At 71.5% G+C, this 6,492-nt stretch carries 6 protein-coding genes and 1 pseudogene; 4 read left to right on the plus strand and 3 right to left on the minus strand.

The annotated features are described in order from the left end of the window. From ACLBYG_RS31325 to ACLBYG_RS31335, 3 genes and pseudogenes are all read right to left on the minus strand, one after another. A pseudogene (locus ACLBYG_RS31325) lies at positions 1 to 329 on the minus strand (hypothetical protein); the annotation flags it as partial. A gap of 283 nt (positions 330 to 612) precedes the next feature. Then, the gene (locus tag ACLBYG_RS31330; RefSeq protein WP_100252464.1) at positions 613 to 846 is read right to left on the minus strand and encodes a hypothetical protein; all 234 of its coding nucleotides are present in this window, start codon (positions 844 to 846) and stop codon (positions 613 to 615) included. Between the two features lie 227 nt (positions 847 to 1,073). After that, a complete protein-coding gene (locus ACLBYG_RS31335) occupies positions 1,074 to 1,682 on the minus strand; it encodes a PAS domain-containing protein (RefSeq protein WP_056533577.1) in 609 nt (202 codons plus the stop codon). 170 nt (positions 1,683 to 1,852) lie between these two features. Between ACLBYG_RS31335 and ACLBYG_RS31340 the strand changes: the two genes are divergently transcribed. From ACLBYG_RS31340 to ACLBYG_RS31355, 4 genes are all read left to right on the plus strand, one after another. Then, positions 1,853 to 2,158 (plus strand): hypothetical protein, encoded by a 306-nt coding sequence (locus ACLBYG_RS31340; RefSeq protein WP_056533575.1) that lies wholly within the window; start codon positions 1,853 to 1,855, stop codon positions 2,156 to 2,158. Between the two features lie 107 nt (positions 2,159 to 2,265). Next, the gene (locus ACLBYG_RS31345; protein ID WP_447684051.1) at positions 2,266 to 3,837 is read left to right on the plus strand and encodes an ABC transporter substrate-binding protein; all 1,572 of its coding nucleotides are present in this window, start codon (positions 2,266 to 2,268) and stop codon (positions 3,835 to 3,837) included. A 534-nt stretch (positions 3,838 to 4,371) separates the two neighbouring features. Next, positions 4,372 to 5,706, plus strand: coding sequence for an MFS transporter (locus ACLBYG_RS31350; protein WP_056533571.1), 1,335 nt, complete (start codon positions 4,372 to 4,374; stop codon positions 5,704 to 5,706). A gap of 143 nt (positions 5,707 to 5,849) precedes the next feature. Further along, positions 5,850 to 6,263: a VOC family protein gene (locus tag ACLBYG_RS31355; RefSeq protein ID WP_020094093.1), complete on the plus strand. Its 414-nt coding sequence runs from the start codon at positions 5,850 to 5,852 to the stop codon at positions 6,261 to 6,263. Positions 6,264 to 6,492: the final 229 nt, after the last annotated feature.

Consider the following 6,492-nt stretch of genomic DNA (forward strand, 5'->3'; position numbering starts at 1 on the left):
CGCGGCGCCGGGACGGTCTCGGCGGCGGGGTCCGTCGCGGCCTCGTCGGCGGCGGCTTCGAGGACCGGCTCGGCCGGGGCCTCGAACATCGGCACGAGGCTCGGCAGGACGCGGCGCACCGGTGCGTCCGGCACCTTCCGTTCCGGGCGCGGCGCCGGTGCCGCCTGAGGGGCGGGCGCGGGTGCGGGCGGCGCGAGGGCGGCCTGCGCCAGTTCCGGCCACAGGATCTTGTCCGGGCGCGGCCGCGCCTCGGTGGCAGTCAGCGTTGTGCGGGCCGAACGGGTCTGCTTGACTTCGACCATGAACGGTCGCGCGCTGCGGCGCTTCATGTAAGATGATCCTTGGAAGCATTCGAGCGCGCATGTCGGCGGCACGAACACACCGAGGTTAAGCCTGATCTCGGCCGTTGTCCAGAAAGACGACGTCGTACTGGTCAAATTTCTCTTTAGTCGAGATGGGCCGCGGTCGTTTCCAGGCCTCGGGTCGTGAAACCGAAGGCGTGATCGCCCGAGCACCTGCGGACACTGCCCCGTCGCCGCCCGGCGAGGGGGCGATCCGCTGCGGGGCGATCTGTTGCGGGACGGGCGTCGCGCGCGATCGGGTCGTCCGGGATCAGGCGGCCTGCGCCTGCGCGGGCGCCGGGCGGCGCCGCAGGGGACCGGGCGCCCCGAACAGGGACTGGTACAGCGCGGCCGGCGTCCGCGCCTCGCCGCTGCCGTCCGTGATCGTCACCTCGGCCATGCCGGCCGCGATCAGGCTCATGCCCTGATCCAGGGCGGTCAGGACCGAGGCGTGCTGGTAGGCGAACCGGCGCGCGGACAGGCGTGCGGTGACGGTGAAGTGCATGACGACGATCCCGGGAAGCCGGACCCGCCGGGTCCGGACGGCAACGGCGCGCGCGACGCGCTCGGGTGAGAACGGGGCTCCGGCAACGCCGCTGCCGGTCCCGCACCTGCTCGCGGCCAATAAAGTCGTTATCTTGACGAAAGCTTGTTCATCCCCGCTTTGCACGAACAAGGCGCACAATTAGCGGCGGGATTTAGTGGTTGCCGCCGCGCCGCTGCCGTCACGCTTCAGTTCAGGCGGCGGCGCCGTTCCGCGACCTGCCGCCGGGCCAGCCGTCGCCCCAGCGCCATCAGCAGCGCGTCCGCCTCGGCCTTCAGGGCCGGATCGCCCAGCGCCGCGACGGCGTCCTGCGCGGCGAGGGCGTGCTCGACCGCCCGGTCCAAGGGCGTGTCGCCGAGGTCGGGCGCGGTCGCGCCGCCGATCGCCTCGCGCGCGCGCAGCGCCGTGATGTCCACGAGGATCCCGCGCCCGCCCGTCGGCCGGCCGCGACGGTCGCTGGTGAAGCGGCCGCGCGCCAGGACCCAGCGCATCCGGCCGTCGACGGAGATCACCCGGTACTCGGCGACGTAGGAACTCCCCGCCGCGACGCTGCGGCGGATCAGGGTGTCGACCCGATCGCGGTCGTCGACGTGGATGGCCTCCTCGTAGACGGCCAGCGGGATGCCGGATTCCGCCGCGGTCGGATCGACCTTGAACAGGAGGGCCACCAGGGCGTCGACCCGCACCCGGTCCGTCGCGGGGTCCCACGCCCAGTGCCCGATCATGTCGGCGGAATCGAGCGCGATCTGGAAGGCTTCGGGACAGGTCTGACCGACGGACGCGTTGGTCTTGGGCATGGCGGTGTACGTGTGCGGCTCCGGTCCGGTCGATCTACGGGTTCGGTGGCTGCAACCTCAAGACTTCTTTGACGCATTCATGCAACTGTTGCGTGCTGGCCACTCGCGTCCCGCCGGTCTTCTGTATTATGAATGCTCGAGCCAGCCCGCGCGCCAGAGCCTGACCGCCGATGGGATCGAAGTCACCTGTCCGGAGCGGATCCTCCGGGGCTGCGGCGCCCGAGGACGACCTGTTCGAGCGCTCCGCACCGCCGCACGCGCCGGGTGCCGGGCGGCTGCTGCAGCGGATCGCCGACGCGCTGCAGGTTCCGGCCACCTCCCTGTACGGCCCACTGGGCGCGGAGCGGGGCGCCGGCGTCGCGGGCGGGCGTGCCGACGAGGCCGACGCCCTGCTGCATGCCTACCGGCGCATCGACGATCCCGAGATCCGCCGCCGCGTCCTGACCCTCGTGCAGGATCTGGCCGCCGCACGCTGACCGGTGCGCTGACCGGTGCGCCCGTGATGCGCTTGTGATGCGCTTGTGATGCGCTTGGCCCGCCGCGTGCTAACCTGAGCGGGATTGCAACGCTCGGGCGAGTCGGCATGCTGAACAGACGATCCTTCATGGCCCTGTCGGGGGCCGCCCTCGCGACCCCGGCGCTGGCGCAGGGCAGTGCCGCCCGGACGCTCAAGTTCATCCCGCAGGCCGACCTGACGGTGCTCGATCCGATCTGGACGACCGCCTACGTCACCCGGAATCACGGGCTCGCCGTCTTCGACACGCTCTACGGCACCGATGCCGCCTACGCCGCCCAGCCGCAGATGGTGGCGGGCCACACGGTGGAGAACGACGGCAAGCTGTGGCGCCTCACCCTGCGGCCCGGGCTGACCTTCCACGACGGCAGCCCGGTCCTGGCCCGCGACTGCGTGGCGAGCGTCGCGCGCTGGGGCAAGCGCGACGCCATGGGCCAGACGCTCATGGCCTACACGGACGAGCTCTCGGCCCCGGATGACCGGACGATCCAGTTCCGCCTGAAGAAGCCCTTCGCGCTCCTGCCGGACGCGCTCGGCAAGGTCGGCTCCTCGATCTGCGCCATCATGCCGGAGCGTCTCGCCAAGACCGACCCGTTCACGCAGGTGACCGAGATGGTCGGCAGCGGCCCGTTCCGCTTCAAGGCGGACGAGCGCGTGGTCGGCGCCCGGGTGGTCTACGAGCGCTTTGCCGGCTACGTCCCCCGCGAGGGCGGCGAGCCGCAATGGACCTCGGGCCCGAAGCGCGTCCACGTCGACCGGGTCGAGTGGAACGTCATCCCCGACCAGGCGACCGCCGCCTCGGCCATGCAGACGGGCGAGATGGACTGGTGGGAGCAGCCGCCGGCCGACCTCGTGCCCACCCTCCGCGGGCTGACGACGCGGATCACCGACCCGACCGGCCTGATCGGCTGCCTGCGGATGAACCAGCTCCAGCCGCCCTTCGACAATCCGGCGATCCGGCAGGTGCTGCTGAAGGTCGTCGACCAGACCGACTTCATGCAGGCGGTGACCGGCACCGATCCCAAGCTGATCCACGTGCCGACGGGCTTCTTCTGCCCGGGCCTGCCCATGGCGAGCGACGTCGGCCTCGACGCCCTGACCAGCAAGCGCGACTACGCGGGCGCCAAGGCGGCGCTGGCGGCGGCCGGCTACAAGGGCGAGAAGGTGGTGCTGATGGGCGCCTCGGACTTCCCGAGCCTGAAGGCGCTCGCCGACGTGGCGGCCGACATGCTCACGCGCGCCGGCTTCAACGTCGACTATCAGGTCATGGACTGGGGCTCGGTGGTGCAGCGGCGCGCCAAGAAGGAGCCGGTCGCCCAGGGCGGCTGGAGCGCCTTCTGCACCTTCTGGGCGGGGCTCGACCAGGCGAATCCCGCGGTCAGCGCCTTCCTGCGCGGGACCGGACAGAGCGCCGCGATCGGCTGGCCCACCAGCGCGAGGATCGAGGCGCTGCGGGACCAGTGGCTGGACGCCCCGGACACCGCCGCGCGCAAGCGGCTCGCGGGCGAGCTCCAGCAGCAGGCCTTCGCCGACCTGCCCTACCTGCCCCTCGGGCAGTACTTCAACCAGACCTCGTACAAGCCGTCCCTGACCGGCGTCCTCGACGGCGTGCCGGTGTTCTGGAACGTCAAGAAGGGCTGAGGCGCAGGGGTCGCCCTCTTTCAAGACTTCGGGACGTGGGCGCGGGATCAGCGGCTCTAGGTCCGTGCGTGCGCGCCTTTTCCGGGTACCCGAACGCGGAGAAGGCCGCGGTCCGGCGACAGGGATCGCGCAGAACTGGCTCCGTGCCTTTGCGAGCGCAGCGAAGCAATCCAGCTGCGCCAGGCTTGACCGATGTCTCGCATCCCTGGGTCGCTTCGCTGCGCTCGCAAAGACGAACAGGCCATCGGCACCCCTACAGCCCCGCTGCACGAGCCTACTGTGTCGCCGGAACGGCGTAGTTCAACGGTATCCTGCCACACGAATACGCCGTTCCCTCCAACAAGTCCGATCGATTGAAGCCGCGCGAGCGCTTCCCAGCCGCATCGGGAACGGGGTAAGCAGATTCGGCACAGGTCACCGCCAGAGATGACCGGCCCGCGAGGAAGCCCGAGATATCCGTCTCACCGCCATCGCGGCGGTGCATCGACGCCCTCGACGCCGCGCGGAGTCCATGACGCGACGAGGACACGCTCGATGACAGGCTTGGCGACAGGCTCCCCGGACGAGGCCGCCCTGGAACGCTCGGCGATGCGCAGGATCGGCTGGCGGCTCGTGCCGTTCCTGATCCTCGCCTACTTCGTCTCCTTCCTGGACCGCGTGAATGTCGGCTTCGCGGCGATCCAGATGAACCACGATGTCGGCCTCTCGGCGACCGTGTTCGGCTGGGGCGCCGGCATCTTCTTCCTCGGCTACTTCCTGATGGAGATCCCCAGCAACCTGATGCTGGAGCGCTTCGGGGCGCGGCTGTGGATCGCCCGGATCATGGCGACCTGGGGGCTCATCTCCGCCGCCATGGCCCTGGTGCAGGGGCCGTGGTCGTTCATCGGCCTGCGCTTCCTGCTGGGGCTCGCCGAGGCCGGCTTCTTCCCCGGCGTGATCCTCTACCTGACCTACTGGTTCCCCTCCGCCTACCGGGCGCGGATCATCGGGGTCTTCATGATCTCGATCCCGATCTCGTCGTTCCTGGGCTCGCCGATCTCCGGCGCGCTGCTCAACGTGACGGGGTTCGGCCTCGCCGGCTGGCAGTGGCTGTTCATCCTCGAGGGCCTGCCGGCGGTGTTCCTGGCCGTCGCGGTCCTGTGGCTCCTGCCGGACGGCCCGCGGGACGCGGCGTGGCTGCCGGCGGCCGAGCGGGACTGGCTGGAGCGGCAGCTCCGGGCCGAGGCGGCGCGCAACACCCGCAGCGGCCAGCCCGCGAAGCCGCCGCTCTGGGACATCCTGCGCGACCGGCGGCTCGCCCTCTTCGCCGCGATCTATTTCGGCTCGACGGCGAGCAGCTACGGGCTGTCGTTCTGGACGCCGCAGATCGTCAAGAGCTTCGGCCTCGGCAACGTCGAGACCGGGCTCCTGAACAGCATCCCGTACGGCTTCGCGTCCCTGGCGATGGTCCTCTGGGGCCGGCACAGCGACCGGACCGCCGAGCGGCGCTGGCACCTCGCGCTCTCGTTCCTGATCCTGGCGCTGGGGCTCGCGGGCGGCACGGTCCTGTCGGGGCTCGGCCCGGTCGTGGCGGCGCTGACGATCGCCGCCATGGGCGTCTACATGCTCAAGGGCCCGTTCTGGGCGCTCGCGACCGAGCAGATGCCGCCCGCCACCGCGGCGGCGAGCATCGCGGCCATCAACGCGGTCGGCAATCTCGGCGGCTTCCTCGGCCCCTACCTGATCGGCGCGATCAAGGACGGGACCGGCAGCTTCACCCTGAGCCTCCTGCCGCTCGTGGTCTTCGCCCTGCTCTCGGCCGCCCTGTCGCTGGTGCCGGGCCGCGCCCCGCGCCCCGATTCGGGCGCGCCGCGGCCGTCGGCCGTCTGAGCCCGCGGCGAACCGAGTCCGGGACCGGCCGGTTGGCCCGGTGCGGCCGCCGCCCGGCGCTGCGACGGCCCGGACTGGACCGGCCCGGACCGGACCGGACGGGGTCCCGCGGGCCGTGACCGCGCCGCCGCCAGGAGATCGCCGTGCCCGAGCTCAACGCCATCCTGGAGACGGCGCTGTACGTCGCGGACCTCGACCGCGCCGAGGCCTTCTATCGCGACACGATGGGGTTGCGCTGCCTCTTCACCGACTTCCGCATGCGCGCCTTCGACGTCGGCGGCCGCGGTGTCCTCCTGCTCTTTCCGGAGGGCGGGTCCCTGCAGCCGATCGAGACGCCGGGCGGTCTCATACCGCCCCATGACGGCCGTGGCCCGGCCCATATCGCGTTCTCGATCGACGCCGACGCCCTCGCGCCCTGGGAGGACCATCTCGCGGCCGCCGGCGTGGCCGTCGAGGGGCGCACCCGCTGGCCGCGGGGGGGCGTCAGCGTCTACTTCCGCGACCCGGACGGGCACCTGCTCGAGCTGGCCACACCCGGCCTCTGGAAGGGCTACTGAGGCGGCGCCGGGTCAAGTCCAGGTCGACGCCGGGTCGAGGCCGGGCCGGATTCCGGCCGCCTGAACGGCGAAGGGGCCGCCTCCTGTGGGAAGCGGCCCCTTCGCGTGTCGGGTCGGGTGCGACGGTCGGGGTGCGAGCGTCGCACCCGACCGTCGCTTGTGGTCTCAGTAGGAGCCGAACTTGTAGTTCAGGCCGGCGCGGACGACGGCGAACTCGTCGGAGCGGCGG

This window comes from Methylobacterium sp. D53M, from assembly GCF_053345625.1.